Raw genomic sequence first — 23060 nt, forward strand, 5'->3', positions numbered from 1 at the left:
GTCCCGAGAACGCTAGCGCAGGCTCGTTTTCTTCTCTATCGTGAAAAACTCCGAACAGCTTCAAAAATATCCTGAAGATCGCCAATGTCCTACTTTGACAATATCCGAACTTTTGTCCGCGTATATGAACTCGGAAGCATGTCTGCTGCAGCCCGCGACCAGCGTATTTCGGCCGCAGTTGCTTCGTCACGTATTTCTCAGTTGGAAGACTACCTGAGTGTTCGCTTGTTTCATCGGACCACGCGGCAACTGAACCCGACTGAACAAGGCAACATTTTCTACGAAGGTGCCTGTAAAATTCTTGAGGCAATTGATGAAGCCGAGGCCGCAGTTAATTCCATCACGCAAAGCCCAAGAGGCCTCTTGCATGTCGCCGCGCCCCTCGGGGTCGGACGCAGGTTGATCGCTCCTTTGATCCCTGAATTCAAACGAGAGTATCCACTTATTGACCTGCGCCTGCGGCTTTCAGACCGCAAGTTGGACCTCACAGCGGAAGGCTTGGATGTCGCTTTCTTCCTCGGGGTGCCTGAAGACAGTACTCTGCGGATCAAGAAAATTGCGGATTGTGATCGTGTATTATGTGCCGCCCCTGCCTATCTTGCCGAACGCGGCACTCCGGAAACACCAAGCCAGTTAACCAACGGCACGCACGATTGCCTCAATCTCCGCTACCCTGGCGCCCCGGAATTCCAATGGCCACTGGAAACACCAAACGGAATTCAACGGTTTGCGGTTAAAGGACCATTTGAGTCCGATGACGGTGACGTTCTGACAAACTGGGCGCGTGACGGCCTTGGTATCACCCTAAAGCCAGTTTTCGAGATTGCAGAGCACCTTGGTGCAGGCACTCTACGCCCAATTTTGGAGGACACACCACCTGTCTCAATTCAAATGGCGCTCTTGTACACTCACCGAAGACATCAGGATCCCAAAACTCGCCTTTTCATCGAGTGGATGACACCCAGAGTTCAGGCAGAATTGCGAAAAAGCCTCGCAAACGCCTCAGCTTAGCTGCCGCGATAGGTCGAATAACCGAAGGGAGAAAGCAACAACGGAACATGGTAGTGGTCTTCCGTATCCATGCCAAATCGGATCGGCACGTTGTCCAGAAACAGAGTTTCACCGTCGGCCTGACCCGTGTCGCGCAAATAGTCACCGCAGAAGAAGATCAACTCGTAACTACCCGTCTTGAATTCACTCTCAGGCAGGATCGGCGTATCTGTCCGACCGTCTGCATTGGTCACAGCCTCCGCAATCTTGCGGTGCGAATTCCCCGATACGCGATACAGCGCGATTTTTATGCCCCGTGCAGGGCAGCCTCGCGCTGTGTCCAGAATATGCGTAGTAAGATAGCCAGCCATCTTTCGCCCCTTTTTCAATCACATCATCGTTTTAACGCCCAACGCCACAGCAAGTGCAGAGAGAGCGCCCCGATAGCTCTTTCAAAAATATTATGAAAGTATTGCCTCGTTCTATCGGATAAAACAGTGCAAACTAAACAGGGCCACAGTTTCAATATGGTGAACCGTTACGCTCGTGACATGCGGGGCTATGGCCCCAATCCGCCGCAACCTCAGTGGCCAAACGACGCGAAAATCGCGGTTCAGTTTGTGCTAAACTACGAAGAAGGTGGGGAAAATTGCGTCCTACATGGAGACGCTGGATCAGAAGCATTCCTTTCGGATATCGCAGGCGCCGCTTCGTGGCCCGGTCAGCGGCACTGGAACATGGAGTCCATTTACGAGTACGGCGCGCGCGCTGGGTTCTGGCGGCTACACCGCCTATTCACGGGTGCAGATATTCCTGTAACCATCTACGGCGTCGCAACTGCACTTGCTCGAAGCCCGGAGCAGGTCGCTGCGATGAAGGCCGCGGACTGGGAAATCGCATCACATGGGCTTAAGTGGGTCGAACACAAAGACATGCCGGAAGAAGAAGAGCGTGCGGCCATTGCCGAAGCAATTCGTCTTCACACAGAAGTTGTGGGCGAGCGCCCGCGTGGCTGGTACACGGGAAGATGCTCTGAAAACACCGTAAGCCTGGTCGCTCAAGAAGGTGGTTTTGATTACGTTTCAGACACTTATGACGATGATCTTCCTTATTGGCTTGAAGTTGGCGGCCATCACCAACTGATCATTCCCTATACTCTTGAAGCCAACGACATGCGATTTGCAACGGCGCCTGGCTACATCACCGGAGAGCAATTCTTCACGTATCTGAAAGATGCGTTCGATGTTCTCTATGAAGAAGGTATCGACGGCGCGCCCAAAATGATGTCAATCGGCCTGCATTGCAGATTGATCGGGCGACCTGGAAAACTGGCCGGCCTGAAAAAATTTATCAACTATATCAAAGGCTTTGAAGGCGTTTGGACACCCCGTCGAATAGACATAGCCGACCATTGGAAGGCAAACCATCCGCACGTTCGGATGGACCGTCCAAGTCAAATGACCAAAGTACAGTTTGTCGAGAGATTTGGCGGCATTTTCGAGCATTCTCAATGGGTTGCAGAAGGGGCTTTTGAGTTAGAACTTGGTCTTGCCCACGACAGCGCGGTCGGCCTGCATAATGCGCTTTGCCGCGTATTCCGCACTGCTCCAAAAGTTGAAAGGCTCGGCGTTCTGACTGCACACCCCGACCTTGCAGGCAAGCTGGCGGCCGCTGGTCGTCTCACGGAGGAAAGCACGTCCGAACAGGCCAGCGCAGGCCTGGATTTGCTTACTGACACCGAGCGCGAAACGTTTACGCGTCTCAACGAAGAATACGTGGCCAAACACGGTTTTCCCTTCATCATCGCTGTGCGAGACCACAACAAGGCGTCGATCCTCTCAGCGTTTGAGCGGCGGATCGGACATGACACAGACACTGAGTTTGCAGAAGCCTGCAAACAAGTGGAGCGCATCGCCCATTTCAGGCTGCAGGATATTCTACCGTGACAACAATCCTCACCAAACCGCTGACAACAGAAGATTTTGCGCCGTTTGGTGAAGTGATTACGCTTCGAGCCTCCCCAGACAAGCTGATCAATCAGGGCCTATGCGGCAGGCATCATGATCTCGCCTCTCTGGACTTCACGGATGGGGGGCGCGCAGGCATTTCGCTGTTTGATGCTGAGCCCCGCGCCTTACCCTATGAACTGACTATGATGGAGCGCCATCCAAATGGATCTCAGGCGTTCTTGCCTATGACGCAACATCCATTCCTGGTGATTGTTGCACCGGATGACACCGGGCGCCCGGGGATGCCCAAAGCGTTTCTTACATCTCCCGGACAAGGGATCAATTTTTACCGCAATACCTGGCACGGGGTACTGACGCCCCTTCATGCCCCTGGGCTATTTGCTGTGATTGACAGGATCGGCGATGGCCCAAATTTAGAAGAGTTCTGGTTCGATGAGCCCTACACGGTCTTATCGACCTGAAACCGTCGGGCAACGTCCCGACATCAAACAAGCCGCCGAAAAAAAGAGCGGCAAACTTATCACTCAACAGGAGAAGAGTAATGGCTGATACAACAGCACAAACGGGACAGTTGTCAGATCCGAATTTCACACCTCCCCTGGGGCAAGCAATCCCCCTTGGGTTCCAACACGTGTTGGCGATGTTCGCTTCCAACGTGACCCCTTCCATCATCGTAGCTGGGGCTGCGGGCCTTGCCTTCGGCGGGCCTGAACAGATCTACCTCATTCAAATGGCTATGCTGTTCGCCGGCATCGCAACACTGTTTCAGACCGTCGGTTTCGGGCCAGTGGGCGCGAGACTACCGATTATGCAGGGCACAAGTTTCGCGTTCGTTGGGGTGCTTGCCGGCGTTGCCGCAACACAGGGCCTGAGCGTGGCGTTGACCGCATGTATCATCGGCGGCGTAGTCCACTTTGCGCTCGGATCGGTCATTGGCAATCTACGCTGGCTTTTCCCCCCTTTGGTGACTGGGCTCGTCATATTGGCTATCGGCCTTTACCTCATTCCAGTGGCAATAAAATACGCGGCCGGCGGCGCGGCTTCCTTCCAGATGGAAGCTGAAAGCTTTGGCTCTCTCAAACACTGGTCCGTTGCTCTAACTGTTGTGATTGTGGCGCTGGTGTTGAAGTTCTTCACCAAGGGACTTCTATCGAGCGCCGCTATTCTCGTGGGCTTGTTGGCAGGCTACGCGCTTGCGTTCATGCTCGGCATGGTGAACTTCGCGGCTGTTGGCAAAGCAAGCTGGGTGACCGGCATTACACCGCTTCCTTACGGGTTCGAATTCAGCCTCGGTGCGGTAATCGCTGTTACTCTGGTGTCCATCGTCTCGGCCATCGAGACCGTTGGAGACGCTTCGGCCACAGCCAAAGCTGGCGCAGGGCGTGACGCGACGGACGCGGAGATCGCCGGCGCAACCTACGCTGACGGCTTGGGCACAGCCATAGCCGGCGTCTTTGGCGGGCTGCCAAACACATCGTTCAGCCAGAACGTCGGCATTGTTGGCATGACCGGCGTGATGAGCCGTCACGTGGTGACGATTGGTGCTCTGGTGCTAGTGGTTTGTGGCCTTATGCCCAAGATCGGCGCTGTGATCGCCTCAATGCCCCTGCCGGTGCTGGGAGGTGGCGTGATCGTCATGTTCGGTATGGTGGCTTCGGCCGGCCTGAACGTTCTGAGCGAAGTGAACATGAACCGTCGCAATATGGTGATCATCGCGATTTCACTGGCTGTTGGACTTGGTCTGAACCTTGTTCCCACAGCCGTGCAATATCTGCCGGGCGTTGTGAAGACGTTGATGACTTCGGCCGTCGCACCAACCGCGCTGTGTGCCATCGTTCTCAATCTGGTGCTTCCGCAAGAAGACTGACGCCAGTAACACTGCAGACAGATTGGGGGCCCTCGGGCCCCCTTTTTCTTGGGCCAAGCACAAAAGGTTAACCTTAACGTAAGGAATTCGCCCTGCGCATGGGTGCCATGCACGGCAAGGGCTACCTATATAGTTTAATATTAAACTATACATCCTCCCAACAAGGATTTCAGTGGAGGAGGCGCCCGAATGGCGAACGAGATTCCAGATATCGACCCGATTGAATCGCAAGAATGGCAGGACGCCATTGAGGATGTCATCGCGCGAGACGGAGCCGACAGAGCCCATTATTTGTTGGACAAAGCGGTACAGCAGGCCCGTGCGGCGGGCGCGACCTTGCCCTTCTCAGCGACCACGCCCTATCAAAATACCATTCCTGCTGACGACCAGGAAGAATTCCCTGGCGATCTGGACATGGAATGGCGCATTCGAACGATAAACCGTTGGAACGCGATGGCTACAGTCGTGCGTCGCAACAAAGAAAGCAGCGAATATGGCGGCCACATCGCCTCCTTCGCGTCCTCCGCTGTCATGTATGATATAGGGTTGAACCATTTCTGGCGCAGCAAGTCTGCGATCCACGGAGGCGACCTCGTTTTCTTCCAAGGCCATGTGATCCCCGGCATCTATGCACGTTCGTTCATGGAGGGACGCATTACCGAGGAGCAGCTTGAAAACTTCCGCTCCGAGGTAGCTGGCAACGGTCTTTCGTCCTACCCGCATCCATGGCTGATGCCTGATTACTGGCAATTCCCAACGGTCTCCATGGGGCTTGGACCGCTGATGGCGATCTACCAAGCGCGGTTCATGAAGTACATGCACAACCGCGGCCTGATCGATATGGCCGATCGCAAAGTATGGTGTTTCCTTGGTGACGGCGAGATGGATGAACCCGAAAGCCGTGGCGCAATTGATCTTGCTGCACGTGAGGGCCTCGACAACCTGATCTTTGTTGTGAACTGCAATTTGCAGCGCCTTGATGGGCCGGTGCGCGGAAACCACAAGATCGTTCAGGAACTTGAAGGCGATTTCCGCGGTGCGGGCTGGAATGTAATCAAACTGCTTTGGGGCAAAGGCTGGGACGCGCTGCTTGAGAAAGACACGTCCGGCAAGCTGCGCCAATTGATGAACGAAACCGTCGACGGCGATTACCAGACATTCAAATCCAAGGATGGCGCCTATATCCGTGAGCATTTCTTCGGAAAATATCCGGAGACTGCAGAATTGGTGAAAGACTGGACGGATGACCAGATCTGGGCGCTGCGCCGCGGCGGTCACGATCCACAAAAGGTTTACACTGCCTTCAAACGAGCATCCGACACCAAGGGTCAACCGACCTGCCTGTTGGTGAAAACGGTCAAGGGCTACGGTATGGGATCGGCCGGTGAAGGGCAGAACACCACCCACCAGCAAAAGAAAATGGCCGAAGACCAACTGCGCGCCTTCCGCGACCGGTTCGAGATTCCCGTCAGTGACGAAGACCTGCCGAAAGCGCCCTTTGTAAAGCTGAACAACGCGCAAAAGGCGTATCTCGCGGATCGACGCAAGGAATTGGGCGGAGAGTTTCCCAAGCGCGAGAGTGTTTCGCCGAAAATGGAAATTCCGGATCTCGAGAAATTCGCGGCCCAACTCAAAGGCACCGGAGAACGCGAAATCTCCACGACCATGGCCTTTGTCCGAATTCTGACGACCCTGCTTCGGGACAAGCAGATCGGCAAAAATGTTGTGCCTATCGTGCCAGATGAAAGCCGTACTTTTGGTATGGAAGGATTGTTCCGGTCGGTGGGCATCTACAATCCCGAGGGACAGAAGTACACGCCCGAGGACGCCGAGCAGATGATGTACTACAAGGAATCGACCAGCGGTCAGGTTCTTCAGGAAGGCATCAATGAAGCTGGTGCAATGGCGGACTGGATCGCGGCGGCGACCGCCTATTCCAACCACGGCGTGCCGATGATCCCCTTCTTCATTTACTACTCCATGTTCGGCTTCCAGCGGATCGGTGATCTGGCATGGGCAGCAGGCGACAGCCGAGCTCGTGGCTTTATGCTTGGCGGCACCGCAGGACGCACAACCCTGAACGGAGAAGGCCTGCAACACGAAGATGGTCACAGCCATATTCTGGCAGGAACTATTCCGAATTGCGTAAGTTACGATCCGACCTTTCAACACGAAGTCGCGGTGATCGTGCAGCACGGCCTGAAGCGGATGTACGAGGATCAGGAAGATGTTTTCTTCTACCTCACATTGATGAACGAAAACTATTCCCATCCGGATATGCCGATGGGTGTGGAAAACGAGATCATCAAAGGTCTGTATCGTTTCCAAGACGTTAAGAAACCGTCCCAAAAGCACGTCACGTTAATGGGGTCCGGCACGATTCTCGTTCAAGCGATGAAGGCAGCGGAGATGCTGGAAGCAGATTTTGGCGTCACGTCAGAAATCTGGTCCGCCACCAGTTTCAACGAGCTGGCACGCGATTGCCAGGACGTCGCGCGTCACAACCGGTTGAACCCGCTTGCAGACCCGAAAGTGTCCTTCGTAGCCGAGCAGTTGAGCAAGGCAAAAGGCCCTGTAATCGCCGCGACCGACTACATGAAAAACTACGCAGAGCAGATCCGTACCTGTGTTCCGAACCGGTACACCGTTTTGGGAACAGACGGATTTGGGCGATCTGACAGCAGGGTGAATTTGCGCCGTTTCTTTGAAGTGGATGCAAATCATATCGCGGCTGCAGCAATGGTGGACCTCTACCGCGAAGGATCCATCACCAAAAAAGAGCTTGAGGCCGCCATGGCCAAATATGACATCGACGGCACCAAGCCGAACCCGCGCCTGGTGTGATTGGGAAATCTGGAGGAATTTGAGATGACTATCGAAGTAAAGGTTCCCGACATCGGAGATTTTGCCGATGTGCCAGTGGTTTCCGTTTTGGTCAGCGTCGGCGATGCCGTGTCTGAAGAAGATCCCTTGATCGAGGTCGAGAGCGACAAGGCCACAATGGAAGTACCATCACCTGCTACCGGCAAGGTGGTTGAAATCAAGGTTTCCGAAGGCGATGCCGTGTCGGAAGGAACCCTGATACTGATGCTGGAAGCCGCGTCAGGCGCAAAGGAAGCGGCTCCAACGGCAAAAACCGAATCCGCGCCTGCACCCGCCAGCGCACCGACGCCCGCCGCCCCTGCTCCGGCCGCAGTGACAGACGCCGGTTTCGGCAAAGCTCATGCCTCTCCGTCTGTTCGCGCTTTTGCCCGGCAACTGGATGTTGATCTGGCCAAGGTCAATGGCTCAGGGCGCAAGGGCCGTATCCTACGCGAAGATGTCACGGCCTTTTTGAAATCAACCACTGCAACAGCGCCTGCATCGGGTGCCTCGCATGGCGGCATGGGCATTCCGCCGATCCCGGCTGTGGACTTCTCCAAATTCGGTCCGGTCGAAGACGTGGAGATGCCGCGGATCAAGAAGATCTCCGGTCCGGCTTTGCACCGTAGTTGGCTCAACATTCCACATGTTACGCACAACGATGAAGCCGACATCACGGACCTCGACAAGTATCGCAAGGAAATGGACACGATGGCCAAAGAAGACGGCTATCGGGTGACGCTTCTGTCCTTTGTTATCAAGGCTTCGGTTTCGGCTCTGAAGCAGCACTGGGAGGTCAACTCGTCGATCCACCCAGACGGCGACAAGCTGATCAAGAAGGACTATTACAACATCGGCTTTGCAGCAGATACGCCCAACGGCCTTGTGGTGCCAGTGATCAAAGATGCGGACCGAAAAGGCATTGTGGAAATATCCAAAGATCTCATGGAATTGTCCGGCAAAGCACGCGCGGGTGAGTTGAAGGGTCCTGACATGCAGGGCGCAACCTTCACCATCTCCTCGCTTGGCGGAATCGGCGGCACGTCGTTCACGCCCATCGTGAACGCACCGGAAGTGGCCATCCTTGGCCTCACCCGAAGCAAAATGGCACCTGTCTGGAACGGGGAAGAGTTTGTTCCGCGACTGATGCAACCGCTGTCACTGTCTTACGACCACCGCGCCATTGACGGGGCTTTGGCGGCACGCTTCTGCGTCACGCTGAAAACCCTATTGGGCGACATGCGCAAATTGATGTGGTGAGGAGAGTAATTATGGACGTCAAAGTACCTGATATTGGCGACTTTTCCGAGGTTCCGGTTGTCTCGGTCTTGGTCGCTGTTGGTGACACCGTCGCCGCTGAAGATCCGCTGATCGAACTGGAAAGCGACAAGGCCACGATGGAAGTGCCTTCTCCTGCTGCTGGCGTAGTCAAGGAGATCAAGGTGGCCGAAGGCGATAATGTCTCTGAGGGCAGCGTTATTATCGTCCTTGAAGCCGAAGCTTCCGCGGACAGGCCTGCTCCCGCAGCATCAACTGCGCCGGCCGCGCCACAGGCCACGACAGCAACAGGTACTGCTGCAGGTGCAGGAGATGTGCATGCGGAAGTTGTTGTGCTGGGTTCTGGTCCAGGTGGCTATACCGCTGCATTTCGCGCCGCTGACCTCGGGAAAAAAGTGGTCCTGATCGAGAAAGACAGTTCGCTTGGCGGCGTTTGTCTCAACGTGGGCTGTATCCCGTCCAAAGCGCTGCTGCACTCTGCCAAGGTGATCACCGAAGCGGAGGAAATGGGCGAGCACGGCATCAGCTTTTCCAAACCGGAAGTGGACCTCGACAAGCTGCGCGGATGGAAAGAAAGCGTTGTAAAACAGCTCACTGGGGGTCTTGGTGGACTCGCAAAGGCGCGCAAAGTTCAGGTGGTGAACGGTTATGGCTCGTTTGTGGGTCCTAACATGATTGAAGTAGACAACGACGGTGTGAAATCGACTGTGAGCTTTGATCAATGCGTGATCGCGGCGGGTTCGGAGCCGGTTACCCTTCCCTTCATTCCGCACGATGACCCTCGTGTGATCGATAGCACCGGCGCGCTTGAATTGGAGGATGTTCCGGAACGCTTGTTGGTTTTGGGCGGCGGTATCATCGGTCTTGAGATGGCAACCGTATATGACGCCTTGGGATCCAACGTGACGATCGTCGAGTTCATGGATCAGATCATTCCAGGTGCGGACAAGGACGTGGTTAAGCCTTTGGCGAAACGTATCGAGAGTCGGTACGAGGCTGTTTTGACCAAAACCAAAGTGACCGCAGTGGAGGCGCAGGCAGACGGCTTGAAGGTCACAATGGAAGGTCCAGACGGCGAGACGGTTGATACCTTCGATAAGGTCCTGGTGGCGGTCGGGCGCCGACCAAATGGGGCAAAGATCAACGCTGCGGCGGCAGGGGTCGCTGTGGATGAGCGTGGGTTTATCGCCGTGGACAGCCAGCAACGAACTGGTGTCGCTCACATTTTTGCCATTGGTGACGTAGTTGGCCAACCGATGCTCGCGCACAAGGCGGTTCATGAAGGCAAGGTCGCAGCCGAAGTGGCAGCGGGCCAGAAACGCCACTTTGACGCGCGCGTTATTCCCTCAGTTGCCTACACTGATCCTGAAGTGGCTTGGGTTGGCATGACCGAAACCCAAGCGAAGGCGGAAGGGCTGAAGGTCGGCAAGGGCGTTTTCCCTTGGGCTGCGTCGGGTCGCTCACTCTCACTGGGACGGTCTGAAGGCCTTACAAAACTGGTGTTTGACGAACATGAACGTGTCATCGGCGCGGGCATCGTCGGCCCGAATGCGGGCGACCTGATCGCCGAAGTTGCGCTGGCCATCGAGATGGGTGCAGACGCAGTGGACTTGGGTCATACCATCCACCCCCACCCAACTTTATCAGAGACTGTAAACTTCGCGGCGGAGATGTTCGAAGGCACTATCACGGACCTGATGCCGCCCAAGAAGCGCAAGTGATTATTCAGATGTGAACTTAAAGAACGCCGCCGCTTCCGGCGGCGTTTTTTGATTGGGTGACGCAAGACCCGCGCGCCTTGGTAAATAAGGCTCAAAGGAAAAAATGCACAGTCTGTATCGCGTCGGCATGACGTCGGCAAAGCGTCGGTATTGAAGCCTGTCGTCGTCTGTTTTCAGGATTTAATGCATCGTGCGCCCGTTGCGACACGCAACGGGAGCAATTTTGTGTTTTGATCAGGGTTTCCAGTTCAGGAAATTTCCGATCATGCGCAGGCCAATGTCCTGACTTTTTTCGGGGTGAAATTGCATGCCGACCATCGTATCGCGACCGATAATCGCCGTGACGTCGCCGCCATAGTCCACATGGGCCAACCGCTCGGCCGGCGTTTTCACGTGATACTGGTAGCTGTGAACGAAGTAGGTGTGATCACCGTTTTTGATGCCATCAAGCAGAGCGTGAGGGTGGTCGATCACCAGGTTGTTCCAACCCATGTGAGGCACCTTGAGGTCCTCGTCCGATGGCTCAATTTTGCGCACATCTCCGGCGACCCACCCAAGGCCGGGAGTCTCTTCGTATTCGTGTCCCGTCGTCGCCATCAATTGCATACCGACACAAATTCCGAGAAACGGCCTGCCTTTTTGCTCCACTGCTTCGACCATCGCGTCATAGATGCCTTTGTGACCGCGTAGTTCGGCAGCGCAGGCAGGAAAGGCGCCGTCGCCGGGCAGCACGAGACGATCGGCTTTGGACACGACATCTGCATCGGACGTCACAACGACCTCACCACCGTCGACTTCGTGCGCCATGCGTTCAAACGCCTTTTGGGCGGAGTGCAGGTTGCCGGATTCATAGTCGATGATGGCTGTCAGCATTGCGAAGGTCGTCCTTGAAATCGTCTGCCTTTCACCTGACGCAGGCAGACGCTGAGGTCAAGACTTTGGGGCGGTGCCAATGCGGTCCAAAAGGCTCATAACTTCATCAAAGGGTCCGTCGGACACTTCTATAGGGGCGATTGCCCCGAAACGGCCCGAAAGAAACAATTGCGTGTAGCCGTGGACCAGTGACCAAACCTGAAACTCGATCACTTCCGGCGCAGTGTGGGCTGGCACAAATGGCGCACAGGCCTCGCGCAGGATCATGTACGCATGATTGTCGTCAGGCTGGATATTCTCACTCAGAATGTCGGACGCATCGATCCCGAAAATGATGTCCAAAAGTGCGCGATGGTTCAGACCGAACTGTAGATACCCGCGACAGATGCCGCGGAGCCGGTCGCGCGGACTTTCTCCTTCGGCTTCGGCGGCCTTGGTCATGTGCGATGAGAACCGGTCGAATGCTTCTTGTGCGATAGCTGTTTTAAGGCCGCGCAGACCGTCAAAGTGATGCGCTGGAGCCGCATGGCTTACCCCTGCCCGCGCTGCGCATTTGCGCAAAGACAACGCATCCATGCCGCCCTCCTCAAGGATTTCGATGCCTGCTTTGATCAACGCGTTTCGCAGATCGCCATGATGATGCGGTTTCTTGGAGTCTTTCTGAGTCATATGCGCAAATTGGCGGCTGGGCTTGACAGTGTCAAATTGACAATGTCAAGTTAAGCCAACTTTACACTGTCAAATTAGGTGAGGGAGAGTCGCCATGAAAGTCCTGGTTTCCGCACGCACGTTTTTTCTTTGGTTCTTTTGTCTGGGTATCGCAGTCTGGTCATGGCGGTTCCTGCTGTTTGGCGTCGAGGCAACTATGGAATTTGTCGCCTATCATGCCATCGAACGCCGGTGGGCATTCTATGCTCATGTCGGGCTTGCGCCGGTGGCGCTCATGCTGGTGCCCCTACAATTCTGGACGAAGCTGCGCATGCGTCGTCCTGCCTTGCACCGCTGGATGGGACGTGCCTACGCGATCGCAATCCTGCTGGCTGGTGTTGGCGGCATACTGATGGCAATCGGCACCGATGCGGGGCAGCTGGCCGCGGTCGGTTTTGCCCTCTTGGGGTTTGCCTGGATCGGCACAACAGCAGTGGCGGTATCCCATATCCGGAACAAGCACATCGAAGATCACAAGGCGTGGATGATCCGCAGCGCTGCGCTTACGCTGGCAGCAGTCACTCTGCGACTTGAGTTGCCAATTCTCGCAATGACGGTGGGGCTGGAAGTTGGATACCCGCTTGTCGCGTGGCTGTGTTGGGTCCCCAACATACTGGTTGCCGAATGGGTGGTGCGCCGCCGTCCCGTTTTGGGGGCGGCGCAGCCGGTTTAAAGCGCGCCTTTGGTCGACGGCACGGCATCTGCTTTGCGCGGGTCCACTTCCACGGCCTCGCGCAGAGCGCGAGCCACAGCCTTGAACGTGGCTTCGGCGATGTGGTGGCTGTTGAAACCATGGATTTGGTCCACGTGCAGGGTGATGCCGCCATGAGTAGCAAACCCCTGGAAAAACTCCCGCACGAGTTCGGTGTCAAATGTGCCTATCTTCTGTGTCGGCATCTCGACGTTCCAGATGAGGTACGGCCGCGCGGACAAATCAAGCGCTGCGCGCACTTGTGCGTCGTCCATCGGAAGATGGCAGGACGCATACCGGCGGATGCCTCGCTTGTCGCCCAGCGCTTGCGTCAGCGCCTGTCCGAGCGCGATTCCCACGTCCTCGACAGTATGGTGGTCGTCGATGTGATAATCCCCATTGGCGCGCACAGTCATGTCGATCAGCGAGTGGCGGGACAACTGATCCAGCATGTGGTCAAAGAAACCCACACCGGTTTGATTGTCATAAGTGCCTGTACCGTCGAGGTTAATCTCGACAGTGATATCGGTTTCCGCAGTGGCGCGGGTGACGCTTGCTGTGCGCATCGGGGTGTCCTTTGCATGTCTTCTGGCCGCTCTTATAGGAGCGGCGGAACAAGCGGCCAAGGGGGCGGTTTTCGGATTGTGTTGCGGGTGGCATTTGTGCCAGCTTAAACGCGACCAATCAGAGCCAGAGAAGGGCCGCCCGATATGACAACCTGCGTCTTTATTCAGATCCGCTGCAAACCCGGAACCACTTACCGCGTGGCTGAGGAGATCGCTTTGAAGGAGATCCATTCGGAACTCTACTCCACGTCGGGTGACTATGATCTGCTCATGAAGCTCTACATTCCCGAAGACGCGGATGTCGGAAAATACATCAATGAAAACCTCTTGGACATAGAGGGGATCGAGCGGTCCCTGACGACACTTACGTTCAAGGCGTTCTAGGTAACAGCGGCGACAGCCCCCAGTTCCACGATTTTCGGCCTAGCCTTTTACGGCCTGTCCGTTGATCCACGTGGCCTTCACTGCGCGGTCGTCACCCATCATGATAGTTGGAAACAAGGCTTCCCAGATGTCGTTGGCACGGGCAGAACGCTGAGCGATGTCTGGGGTTGAGGCGAGATCGAGCACTACGATGTCCGCGTCCATCCCCGGCGCCAGATTGCCGATCATATTTTCCATATGCAACGAACGCGCAGAGCCTTGGGTGGCGAGCCACATCAGTTGTGCCGCATGCAACGGGGTATGGCGCAGTTGTGCAACCTCATAAGCAGCTGCCATCGTGCGCAGCATGGAAAAGCTGGACCCACCGCCGGTGTCAGTGGCAAGGCCAACGCGCTGGCCTTCGCTCATCAGCGATTGCATTTCGAACAAACCGGAGCCGATAAAAGTATTGGACGTGGGGCAATGGATTAGCCCGGCGCCCACTTCGCGCAATTGCGCGCGTTCGCGTGGCTCAAGGTGAATGGCATGACCGTATAGCCCCTTCTCGCCAAGCAGGCCAAAAGCTTCGTAGGTATCAAGATAGTCGCGCGCGTCCGGGAACATGCCCAACACCCACTCGATCTCATCGGTTTGCTCCGAGAGGTGCGTCTGCATCAGGCAATCGGGATGCTCGGCCCAAAGATCGCCCAGTGCGCGCAGCTGCTCCGGGGTGGAGGTTGGCGAGAACCGAGGAGTGATTGCATAGCTAAGCCGGTCTTGCCCATGCCACTTGCCAATCAGTGCTTTGCTGTCGTCATAGGCGCTTTGGGCCGTGTCGCGCAGCCCGTCCGGCGCGTTTCTGTCCATACAGGTTTTGCCCGCGACGATCCGCTGGCCACGCGCTTGTGCCGCCCCAAAAATCGCGTCCACAGACTCGGGGTGTATGGTGCAGTAGCTGACCATCGTGGTCGTGCCGTGGTTTGCAGTCAAATCAAGATATGTGCGCGCAATGTCGTCGGCATAGGCTTGGTCACCAAAGCGCATTTCCTCAGGGAAAGTGTAGCTGTTGAGCCAGTCAATCAGCCGCTTTCCCCAACTCGCAATGATGCCGGTTTGCGGATAGTGAACGTGGGCGTCGACAAATCCGGCAACGATGAGAGCGTCGCCATAGTCCGTCACCTGAGCGGCGGGGTGCGCCGCTTTCAGTCTGTCCGCCTCTCCGGTAGCAACGATCTTTCCACCCTCGATCAGCACCGCGCCGCGCCGTTCGATCCGCGCGGCGTCGTCCGGCGCGACCTCGAAAGGGTTCGCGTCAAATGCGAGGGTCTGTCCCAAAAGCAGCTTGGCGGCGGTCATGACTATCTCCCAACAGCGTAACGCGCTCTCGTATCGCGCCTTTTTTGGCGTGTAAATCGTCGTCTTTCGTTGAACTGTATCAACGGATTGCCCTATTGTCGCGACGAGTTGATCCACGCAGGTCGGCAGTATCACGGCGGAGGGCACATCATGACGGAATTTGATGATCAGGCCGCTCTAGAACCTGCCGTCGAAGAAGACGCCTATCAACTCGACAAGCGGCTGATATCCGGCATCCTCTACACTCTTGAAGCCAAGGACCGCCACACACTTGTGGAGTTGCTGGAGCCGCTTCACCCCGCTGACATCGCGGACATCATCGAACAGATCAATCCTTATGACAGGCGGCGGCTTGTTCAGCTTTACGGCGAGGAGTTTGACGGTGATATTCTGTCCGAACTGGATGACAGCCTGCGGGAGGAAATCATTCAGGTGCTCCGTCCCGACGTCCTCGCTGAGGCCGTTCGGGAACTGGAAAGCGATGATATTGTCGACCTTGTTGAGGATCTGGACGAGCCACAACAAGAAGCCATTCTCGACCAGCTTGAAGATGCTGACAGGGTAGCTGTCGAACAGGCACTGAGTTTTCCGGAGAACACCGCCGGTCGCCTTATGCAACGCGAGACGGTCTGGGTTCCCGAAGACTGGAGCGTGGGTCAGGCCATCGACCACTTGCGGGATGCAAGGCAGTTGCCAGAGCAGTTCTACCACGTAATCCTGGTAGATCCGCGCATGAAGCCCGTCGGCAATGTGACGTTGGGCAAGTTGATGTCTTCCAAGCGTAACGTGCCACTTTCAACAATCACCGAGGACGTGTTCCAGACAATTCCGGTCACGCAAGACGAAGAAGATGTGGCCTATGCTTTCAACCAGTATCATCTGATTTCCGCCCCTGTGGTGGACGGCGACGAGCGTTTGATTGGAATGATCACGATCGATGACGCGATGGCCGTGCTGGACGAGGAACACGAAGAAGACATTCTCCGCTTGGCGGGTGTCAGCGAGGAGACCTCGCTTTCGGATACGATTTTTGAGGCCGCAAAAGGCCGCGCGACGTGGTTGTTTGTGAATTTGCTGACCGCCATTCTGGCGTCTCTGGTGATCGGCGTGTTTTCGGAAACGATCGACCAGATGGTCGCGCTCGCAGTGTTGATGCCTATTGTGGCATCGATGGGCGGCAACGCAGGAACCCAGACCATGACAGTGACTGTACGGGCGTTGGCGACGAAAGACCTGACGTCGCAAAACGCGCTGCGCGTGGCGCGGCGTGAGTTATCAGTTGGCGCGCTTAACGGAGTGTTTTTTGGCTTCATAATGGCACTCGTGGCCGGGTTCTGGTTCGGGGTTCCGATGCTCGCCGTGGTTATTGGCATCGCAATGGTCTTCACACAGATCGCCGCAGCATTGGGTGGCATTGTGATCCCGATGGCATTGGACCGCGCCGGAATCGATCCGGCGCTGGCTTCCGGTCCATTTGTGACAACCGTTACGGATGTGGTTGGTTTCTTTGCTTTTCTGGGCCTCGCGTCCAGCATTCTATTGTGAGGGCGGAATGGATCTGACAGCCATCAAGGCAGAAGCGCGCAAGGCGGCTTTTGCGCGACGCAAGAAAGCCTATCAATCGGCAGGTCCGGCGCAATCAGCGCACCTGAGTGAGATTCTTGCGGGATACCGTGGTGTCTCCCTGGCCGGATACATGCCAATCCGCACGGAAATCAGCCCCCTACCCGCGATGGCGGAAGCAGCCGCGCATGGTCCGGTTGGCGTGCCAGTCATCCAAGGCGAAGCCATGCCTCTTGAGTTTTCAAGGTGGGAGCCCGGTTGCGCACTTAGGGACGGTCCTTTTGGCGCCAAAGTTCCTCTGGATGATGACTTTTTCGAGCCTGAAATCGTGATTGTGCCGCTGGTGGCGTTTGACGCGCGCGGCGGAAGGTTGGGTTACGGCGGCGGTTTTTATGACAGGACGCTGGAGCGATTGCGCGCTCGGCGCGCCACGCTGGCCATCGGTTTTGCTTTTGACGCGCAAGAGGCTGGAGAGCTTCCTTTGGAACCTACGGATCAGCCTCTCGACATGATGGTGACCGAAAGTCGGATTATCGAGTTCCACCGCTAGATCAGCTTGGCGGCTTGAAGTGTGCTCCGGTCACATTGATCTGGATGTACTCGGCGGAATTCATTTCGCCACCGCCAGCGAACTTGCACACGCCATAAACGCTGCCATCGGAGCGCTGGCGCGCTTCATAGGTATGTCCGCGATTGGTGCAGTATTCGGCTTCGAAGTTGGACGGATTGGCCGGATCGTTGGACATCGGAAAATCGCACGCAGCCAACGTGAGGGTTCCGGCGAAAAGGGCAGTCGCGAACAGTGGTTTCATCAAGGCACCTGTGTCAAAAATTCTCCCCCACGATACGGCAAAGAAGAAAGCTGGCAACAGAAACAATTCACTGATCGCGTTCTACCCCGAAATTCCCCTACTCCTGATTGTTGTCGCGATAGTATTCCCATTCGTCGACTTCCGACCCGTCAGGCAGGACGCAAATGCCGGATTGACTGCCATCGGATGCTTCAACGATTTTAGATGAACCGCCTTGTTCGACGCAAAAGACCGAGGCCGGGTTCGCCATTCCAATGGTGGTTTCGGTGTCTTCGGTTGTGCAGGCAGCCAGACAAGCGATGATGGCAACGGGCAAAAAAGCTTTCATGTAAATTGTCCTTTTAGCGTGGTGGTGAAACTAACTTAAATTTGTTCGGCTTTTAGACAACAGGCCGCGTCTACGCGCTGTCCTTTGGGCTGCTTTCCGCTTGCCAGCTGTTCGCGACACGCATAGGACAAATGCCCATGAAGATACTTTTTCTTGGTGATGTGATGGGCCGCGCTGGCCGCAAGGCGATTGCTGAGCGGTTGCCGAAGCTGCGCGAGGACTGGAAGCTCGATTTTGTTGTTGTAAACGGCGAAAACGCCTCAAACGGCATGGGGCTATCCGGTGCGCACGCAAAAGTCATTCTGGATGCGGGCGCAGATTGCATCACGTTGGGCGATCACGCGTTCGACCAGAAGGACATGATGCAGTTCATCCAGAACGAGCCCCGAGTCTTGCGTCCCCTGAATTTTGCGCGGGGCGATGTGCCGGGCAAAGGGTTTCGCGTTTTTGACGCTCGCGGCGGGCGCAAGGTTCTTGTCACGCAGGCGCTCGGTCAGGTGTTCATGAAGCAACCGTATGGCGATCCCTTCTCTGCGATTGACCAAGTTCTGCGGGCCCATCCGCGCGGCGGACTTGTGCAGGCGGCAATCGTGGACATGCATTGCGAAGCCACCAGCGAGAAAATGGGCATGGGACACTTCTGTGACGGCCGCGCCAGTCTTGTGGTGGGCACGCACACGCATATTCCGACTGCGGACACGCAAATTTTGCCGGGTGGCACCGCGTTTCAGGCCGATGCCGGCATGTGTGGCGACTACAACTCTGTGATCGGAATGGAAAAAACCGAACCCATGCGGCGGTTTGTGACAGGCATGCCCAAGGCACGCTTCACTCCGGCGCTGGAAGAAGCCACCCTTTCGGGCGTTTATGTGGAGACGGATGACCGCTCGGGGCAAGCCACCAGAATCGAGATGGTGCGCCAAGGCGGACGGCTGAGCCAGGCGGGGCCGCTCTGAAATGATGCAGTTGCGGTGGTTTGGCATCCTGCTGGCAATCGGCGCCGGCTGGGGGATCACGCAGCCACTGACCAAAATCGCCGTATCGGAAGGCTATGAGCCGCTGGGGCTGATTTTCTGGCAGTTGACCATTGGCGCCGTGTTCATGTTTCTAATTCGGATCGTGTCCGGCAAACCGGTCAGCCTGCCACCCCGTTTACTCTGGTTTTTTCTGCTGATCGCGGCTTTGGGCACTGTGATCCCCAACAGCTTCTCCTATCGCGCAGCAGCAGAACTTCCGGCGGGCGTCATGTCGTTGGTGATTTCGCTGGTGGCCATGTTTGCCTTCCCGGTTGCGCTTTTGCTTGGCGTAGACAGGTTCAGCTGGTTGCGGCTTGCGGGGCTGGCTTTGGGTCTTGGAGGCGTATTCCTGCTGGCGGAGCCCGAGGCACTACCTGACCCGAGCATGATTGTCTGGCTGCCGATCGCGGTGATCGCGCCGCTCTGTTATGCCTTTGAAGGCAACATCGTCGCGAAATGGGGCATGCACGGGTTGGGGCCGGGACATGTGTTGTACGGCGCGTCGGTCATCGGGGCGATTGTCGCGCTTCCTCTTGCTGTTGGCACCGGACAGTTCATTGACCCGAGAACCGAATGGAACGCGCCGGAATTCGCATTGGTGCTGTCCTCAATAATCCATGTGACCGTCTATACCGCCTACGTCTGGCTGGTGAGCCGCGCGGGATCGGTATTTGCCGCGCAGGTCAGCTATCTCGTGACCGGCACCGGCGTGATCTGGTCCATGTTACTTCTGGGAGAACGGTATTCATTCTGGGTCTGGGCAGCGATGGGCTTGATCCTGACGGGCATGTTTCTTGTGCAGCCACGCGAAAAGTGACGCCAAGGCCCGTGGAAATTCTCTTGCCCGAGCAAGGCTGCATGATACATCTGGGCCGGATCTGACTCCGGAGCGCAAATGCAGCTTTTTGAAATTTCGCAGACAGCACAGGCCATTTTGGCACTGGGCACCGTGGCCGTGATGTTCACACTGTTTCTGCGTGAAACCTATCCGACCGAAGTTGTGGCAATAGGCGGCGTCGCATTTTTGCTGATTGCCGGCGTTTTGCCGTACAATGCGGCCCTCGACGTGCTGTCCAATCCGGCTCCCTGGACGATTGCGGCCATGTTCATCGTCATGGGGGCGCTGGTGCGAACCGGAGCTTTGAGTGCTTTCACCCATATGGCTGACAGGCAAGCGAAGACCAATCCCAAGATGGCAATTGTCATGCTGCTGCTCTTTGTGATCGTGGCCTCGGCGTTTGTTTCCAACACGCCGGTTGTGGTGGTCATGATCCCGGTCTTCACGCAGTTGGCGCGAACGCTGGATACGTCGGCGTCCAAGCTTTTGATCCCTCTGAGTTATGCGGCCATCATGGGGGGAACCCTGACGCTAATCGGCACTTCGACCAACCTCCTGGTAGATGGTGTGGCGCGCGCCGAAGGGCTGGAACCGTTCACCATATTCGAGGTCACTCCACTGGGTTTGATCGTCGTCGCATGGGGCATGTTGTATCTCTACCTTTTTGGCAACAAGCTTCTTCCCGAGCGATCGAGCATGGCCGACCTGCTGTCCGGTACGAACCGCAGCCAGATGAAATTTTTCACCGAAGCGGTCATTCCGCCCGAAAGCAACCTGATCGGGCGCGAAGTGACCGGCGTACAGCTTTTCAAACGGGACGGCGTACGGCTGATCGACGTCATACGTGGCGACACGTCTCTGCGGCGCAACCTAAAGGGGGTCGAGCTTCAGGTCGGTGATCGCGTGGTTCTGCGTACCAAGATGACAGAGCTATTGAGTCTCCAACGGGACAAGTCGTTGAAGCGATTGGATCAAGTTGGCGCAGTTGAAACCACGACGGTCGAAGCGCTGATTACGCCAGGCTGCAAGATGGTAGGCCGCCGGCTTGGCGCGTTACGCCTGCGTCGCCGGTTTGGTGTCTATCCACTTGCAGTACACCGCCGAAACCAGAACATCGGCCAGCAATTGGACCAGCTTGTGGTTCGCGTTGGTGACACTCTGTTGCTGGAAGGCGCACCGGAAGACATTCAGCGTCTATCAGACGAAATGGATATGGTTGATGTCTCGCAACCGTCTGAACGGGAATACCGCCGAGAACACGCCCCGATTGCTTTGGGTGCGATGGCGGCGATTGTCGTGCTGGCCGGATTTGGCGTCGCCCCGATCTTCCTTCTGTCAATCCTCGCGGTCGCGGTGGTGCTGCTCACACGCTGCATTGACGCTGACGAAGCCTTTTCCTTTGTGGACGGGCGCCTGCTCGCCTTGATTTTCTCCATGCTTGCCATCGGTGCAGCGTTGCAGTCCTCCGGTGCAGTTTCCCTCGTGGTGGAAGCACTGGCGCCCTACGTTGGCGGGTTGCCTCCCTTCCTCATGGTCTGGGCAATTTACCTGCTGACATCGGTGCTCACCGAACTGGTGTCAAACAACGCGGTTGCCGTTGTGGTCACGCCTATTGCGGTTGGATTGGCAACCGCGCTCGGCATCGATCCCCGTCCACTGGTAGTGGCAGTCATGATCGCGGCTTCGGCAAGCTTTGCCACGCCCATCGGGTACCAGACCAACATGCTCGTGTTTGGTCCGGGCGGCTATAAGTTCACTGACTTCATGAAAGTCGGCATCCCGCTCAACCTGTCGATCGGACTGCTGACCTCCGCAGTAATACCTGTGATCTGGCCGCTCTGATCAATCAGGCCGCCCGGTAAGAGGACGGGGCAACACCGTAGGTCTTGCGAAACGCTCGGGTGAAGCTTTCGGGAGACGCGTAGGCATAGCGCCGCGCCACCGCGTCAATACGATCCCCTTTGCGTACATCCTGATGGGCAAGGATCAGTCGCCATCGGCGCAAATACCCCATCGGCGTTTCCCCCACCAATTCTGAGAACAGCTCGGAAAATCGCGACAGAGAAAGCCCCGCAATTTCTGCGAGATCGGCGTTGGACCAGAGTTTGCCGGGGTGGTCGTGCATGGCGACTATGGCCCGAGACAGACGTGAATCGGCCAGCCCAGCCAGAAGACCGACTTCGGTGCGGCCCTCACGCATCTGATCGCGCAACAGACGCACCATCAGAGCCTCACCCAGCCGGGACAGCACCGATTGCGCACCGCAGCGCCCGCCTTTGGCCTCTGCGTACATCAGCTGCACCAAAGTTTGCGTATCCCCCTTGTCCGCCAGATCATAATCGATGCGATCAGGCAGTGCGGCCATGAGCGGATTACTTGGGCCGGCCCAGTCCACCCGCGCAGCAAACATCAAACGATCCAGATCCGCCCAGTCTGATACTCCGCGCGTGAAAAACCGCACTTCGCGCGGCAGCCCGTCGCCATTGCAGATTGCGATCAAATTCGCTTCGCCTTCTGGTGCGGGCTGCACGCTAAGGTGAAACTTCTCAATCAGGGTGGTTAGACGATCCATGGCATTTTCCGGATTTTTGGTCAGATTATTCGGATTTATCATGTCAAAAATCTTGTCACAAGGGCAGCCAAGGAAATGTCCAATAGGAGAGACGACATGTTGATGCCCCGCCAAAAAACCCCCGGCCTTGCCCTTCCCCTGGTCGGTGGCGGCACATTTGATCTGACAGCAGAAGGTACCGAGCGCGGTACTTTGGTTTGCTTTTACCGCGGCTTGCATTGCCCGATCTGCGCAACCTACCTGAAAGAACTCGACAAACAGGCACCGGCCTTTGCCGAACGCGGTGTCAGCGTTGTTGCCGTGAGCTCCGACAACGAAGAGCGGGCGACAGCGATGCTTGAAAAGGTTGCACCCGCCAATGGTATGCGCATCGCGTATGATCTCGACTTGAGTGCGGCACGTGACTGGGGTCTGTATATCTCCACTTCACGCGGCAAGACATCTATTGGCATCGAGGAACCAGCGCTGTTCTCGGAGCCCGGCGTGTTCCTGGTATCACCGGAACAGTCGCTTTATTTTGGCTCCGTTCAAACCATGCCGTTTATGCGCCCACACTTCTCCGAACTGGTCGGCGCGCTCGATTTTGCCATCGCCAACAACTATCCGGCGCGCGGCGAGTACACTGGCGCGGTGTAAGCTACCCCAAAAACAGAACGGGCGCCCGACTTCGAGCGCCCGTTGCATTA

Annotated in this window: 23 protein-coding genes; 15 read left to right on the forward strand and 8 right to left on the reverse strand. The window is 56.4% G+C overall.

Annotation, left to right across the window (positions count from 1 at the left end; genetic code table 11):
* Positions 1-84 precede the first annotated feature (84 nt).
* On the forward strand, positions 85-1011 hold the full coding sequence (locus BXY66_RS10135) for a LysR family transcriptional regulator (RefSeq protein WP_132859987.1): 927 nt from the start codon (positions 85-87) through the stop codon (positions 1009-1011).
* On the opposite strand, the gene uraH is transcribed toward BXY66_RS10135, so the two are convergent.
* Entirely contained in the window at positions 1008-1361 is a 354-nt protein-coding gene (uraH, locus tag BXY66_RS10140) for a hydroxyisourate hydrolase (RefSeq protein ID WP_132859988.1), read from the reverse strand. The two genes, BXY66_RS10135 and uraH, sit on opposite strands and share 4 nt — an antisense overlap.
* Positions 1362-1520: 159 nt before the next feature.
* On the opposite strand from uraH, the gene puuE reads away from it, so the two are divergent.
* From puuE to lpdA, 6 genes are all read left to right on the forward strand, one after another.
* On the forward strand, positions 1521-2936 hold the full coding sequence (gene puuE / locus BXY66_RS10145) for an allantoinase PuuE (RefSeq protein WP_132860418.1): 1416 nt from the start codon (positions 1521-1523) through the stop codon (positions 2934-2936).
* Positions 2933-3421: an ureidoglycolate lyase gene (locus BXY66_RS10150; RefSeq protein ID WP_132859989.1), complete on the forward strand. Its 489-nt coding sequence runs from the start codon at positions 2933-2935 to the stop codon at positions 3419-3421. Before puuE ends, BXY66_RS10150 begins: the two co-directional genes overlap by 4 nt.
* Before the next feature lie 80 nt (positions 3422-3501).
* Positions 3502-4827 carry a uracil-xanthine permease family protein gene (locus BXY66_RS10155; RefSeq protein WP_132859990.1) on the forward strand — a complete coding sequence of 442 codons (1326 nt, stop codon included), beginning with the start codon at positions 3502-3504 and terminating at the stop codon, positions 4825-4827.
* 189 nt (positions 4828-5016) lie between these two features.
* Positions 5017-7671: a pyruvate dehydrogenase (acetyl-transferring), homodimeric type gene (aceE, locus tag BXY66_RS10160; protein WP_132859991.1), complete on the forward strand. Its 2655-nt coding sequence runs from the start codon at positions 5017-5019 to the stop codon at positions 7669-7671.
* Between the two features lie 24 nt (positions 7672-7695).
* A complete protein-coding gene (aceF, locus tag BXY66_RS10165; protein WP_132859992.1) occupies positions 7696-8949 on the forward strand; it encodes a dihydrolipoyllysine-residue acetyltransferase in 1254 nt (417 codons plus the stop codon).
* An 11-nt stretch (positions 8950-8960) separates the two neighbouring features.
* On the forward strand, positions 8961-10688 hold the full coding sequence (lpdA, locus tag BXY66_RS10170; protein WP_132859993.1) for a dihydrolipoyl dehydrogenase: 1728 nt from the start codon (positions 8961-8963) through the stop codon (positions 10686-10688).
* A gap of 234 nt (positions 10689-10922) precedes the next feature.
* Here the strand turns inward: lpdA and hisH are convergent, their stop codons facing one another.
* Complete coding sequence (gene hisH / locus BXY66_RS10175) at positions 10923-11561, reverse strand: imidazole glycerol phosphate synthase subunit HisH (RefSeq protein WP_132859994.1); 639 nt, start codon at positions 11559-11561, stop codon at positions 10923-10925.
* A 57-nt stretch (positions 11562-11618) separates the two neighbouring features.
* On the reverse strand, positions 11619-12230 hold the full coding sequence (locus BXY66_RS10180) for a TetR/AcrR family transcriptional regulator (protein WP_132859995.1): 612 nt from the start codon (positions 12228-12230) through the stop codon (positions 11619-11621).
* Between the two features lie 94 nt (positions 12231-12324).
* Here BXY66_RS10180 and BXY66_RS10185 point away from each other — a divergent pair, with 94 nt between their 5' ends.
* Positions 12325-12942, forward strand: a complete 618-nt coding sequence (locus BXY66_RS10185) for a DUF2306 domain-containing protein (protein ID WP_132859996.1) — start codon at positions 12325-12327, stop codon at positions 12940-12942.
* Here the strand turns inward: BXY66_RS10185 and hisB are convergent.
* Positions 12939-13526 carry an imidazoleglycerol-phosphate dehydratase HisB gene (gene hisB, locus BXY66_RS10190; RefSeq protein ID WP_132859997.1) on the reverse strand — a complete coding sequence of 196 codons (588 nt, stop codon included), beginning with the start codon at positions 13524-13526 and terminating at the stop codon, positions 12939-12941. The two genes, BXY66_RS10185 and hisB, sit on opposite strands and share 4 nt — an antisense overlap.
* 144 nt (positions 13527-13670) lie before the next feature.
* Between hisB and BXY66_RS10195 the strand changes: the two genes are divergently transcribed.
* Positions 13671-13910: an Lrp/AsnC ligand binding domain-containing protein gene (locus BXY66_RS10195; protein WP_132859998.1), complete on the forward strand. Its 240-nt coding sequence runs from the start codon at positions 13671-13673 to the stop codon at positions 13908-13910.
* Positions 13911-13949: 39 nt separating this feature from the next.
* Here BXY66_RS10195 and guaD read toward each other — a convergent pair whose 3' ends face one another.
* Positions 13950-15245 (reverse strand): guanine deaminase, encoded by a 1296-nt coding sequence (gene guaD / locus BXY66_RS10200; RefSeq protein ID WP_132859999.1) that lies wholly within the window; start codon positions 15243-15245, stop codon positions 13950-13952.
* A gap of 150 nt (positions 15246-15395) precedes the next feature.
* On the opposite strand from guaD, the gene mgtE reads away from it, so the two are divergent.
* A complete protein-coding gene (mgtE, locus tag BXY66_RS10205; protein WP_132860000.1) occupies positions 15396-16790 on the forward strand; it encodes a magnesium transporter in 1395 nt (464 codons plus the stop codon).
* Between the two features lie 7 nt (positions 16791-16797).
* Complete coding sequence (locus tag BXY66_RS10210) at positions 16798-17358, forward strand: 5-formyltetrahydrofolate cyclo-ligase (protein ID WP_132860001.1); 561 nt, start codon at positions 16798-16800, stop codon at positions 17356-17358.
* Position 17359: 1 nt separating this feature from the next.
* Here BXY66_RS10210 and BXY66_RS10215 read toward each other — a convergent pair whose 3' ends face one another.
* Positions 17360-17620 carry a putative hemolysin gene (locus BXY66_RS10215; protein ID WP_132860002.1) on the reverse strand — a complete coding sequence of 87 codons (261 nt, stop codon included), beginning with the start codon at positions 17618-17620 and terminating at the stop codon, positions 17360-17362.
* Between the two features lie 97 nt (positions 17621-17717).
* Entirely contained in the window at positions 17718-17948 is a 231-nt protein-coding gene (locus BXY66_RS10220; RefSeq protein ID WP_132860003.1) for a putative hemolysin, read from the reverse strand.
* Positions 17949-18085: 137 nt separating this feature from the next.
* Here BXY66_RS10220 and BXY66_RS10225 point away from each other — a divergent pair, with 137 nt between their 5' ends.
* The 3 genes from BXY66_RS10225 (at position 18086) to BXY66_RS10235 (ending at position 21644) form a co-directional block, all read left to right on the forward strand.
* The gene (locus BXY66_RS10225) at positions 18086-18904 is read left to right on the forward strand and encodes a TIGR00282 family metallophosphoesterase (RefSeq protein WP_132860004.1); all 819 of its coding nucleotides are present in this window, start codon (positions 18086-18088) and stop codon (positions 18902-18904) included.
* Between the two features lies 1 nt (position 18905).
* Positions 18906-19781, forward strand: a complete 876-nt coding sequence (locus BXY66_RS10230; RefSeq protein WP_132860005.1) for a DMT family transporter — start codon at positions 18906-18908, stop codon at positions 19779-19781.
* A 78-nt stretch (positions 19782-19859) separates the two neighbouring features.
* Positions 19860-21644 (forward strand): SLC13 family permease, encoded by a 1785-nt coding sequence (locus BXY66_RS10235; protein ID WP_132860006.1) that lies wholly within the window; start codon positions 19860-19862, stop codon positions 21642-21644.
* 4 nt (positions 21645-21648) lie between these two features.
* On the opposite strand, the gene BXY66_RS10240 is transcribed toward BXY66_RS10235, so the two are convergent.
* Positions 21649-22374, reverse strand: coding sequence for a helix-turn-helix transcriptional regulator (locus BXY66_RS10240; RefSeq protein WP_132860007.1), 726 nt, complete (start codon positions 22372-22374; stop codon positions 21649-21651).
* Between the two features lie 96 nt (positions 22375-22470).
* Between BXY66_RS10240 and BXY66_RS10245 the strand changes: the two genes are divergently transcribed.
* Entirely contained in the window at positions 22471-23010 is a 540-nt protein-coding gene (locus BXY66_RS10245) for a peroxiredoxin-like family protein (RefSeq protein WP_132860008.1), read from the forward strand.
* Positions 23011-23060: the final 50 nt, after the last annotated feature.

This window comes from Shimia isoporae (assembly GCF_004346865.1).
Classification (GTDB): Bacteria; Pseudomonadota; Alphaproteobacteria; order Rhodobacterales; family Rhodobacteraceae; genus Shimia; species Shimia isoporae.